Below are 452 nucleotides of genomic sequence, written 5' to 3' on the forward strand. Positions count from 1 at the left end.
CACTACAAGCATATTACCATAGATGAACGGGAAACTATCTTTTTAATGAGGAATCATGGAAACTCACTTCGTGAGATTGCCAGCCATATCAAGAAAAGTTACTCAACCATTTCTCGAGAATTAAGCCGTAATTCTACTGGTAAATCCTCTTCACCTTCGAAGGCTCAGGAGAAGTACAAACAGCGCAAAGGCAACTGTGGCAGAGTCTCTCTTTTGAGTAATCCTCAGGTGTTTGAAGTGGTGAGAGAACACTTCTGCGAAGACCTTTGGTCTCCGGAGGAAATATCGAATCGCTTGGCAGTCGAAAAGTATCCGGTGCAGATCAGTACCACGACTATTTACCGTGGGATTTTCAATGGCTTATTTGATAATTTGTTTAAATCTGGCAGCTCTAGTGCCGTGCGCCATCTAAGGCATCACGGCAAGTCTCGCCACAATAAAGCTTATCAAGA

Annotated in this window: 1 protein-coding gene; it reads left to right on the plus strand. The window is 43.4% G+C overall.

What is annotated here, in order from left to right:
- The coding region (locus FD47_RS15275; RefSeq protein ID WP_156404176.1) for a helix-turn-helix domain-containing protein at positions 1 to 452 on the plus strand (452 nt) is incomplete at both ends.

The sequence above is a fragment of the Lentilactobacillus parafarraginis DSM 18390 = JCM 14109 genome (assembly GCF_001435895.1).
Classification (GTDB): domain Bacteria; phylum Bacillota; class Bacilli; order Lactobacillales; family Lactobacillaceae; genus Lentilactobacillus; species Lentilactobacillus parafarraginis.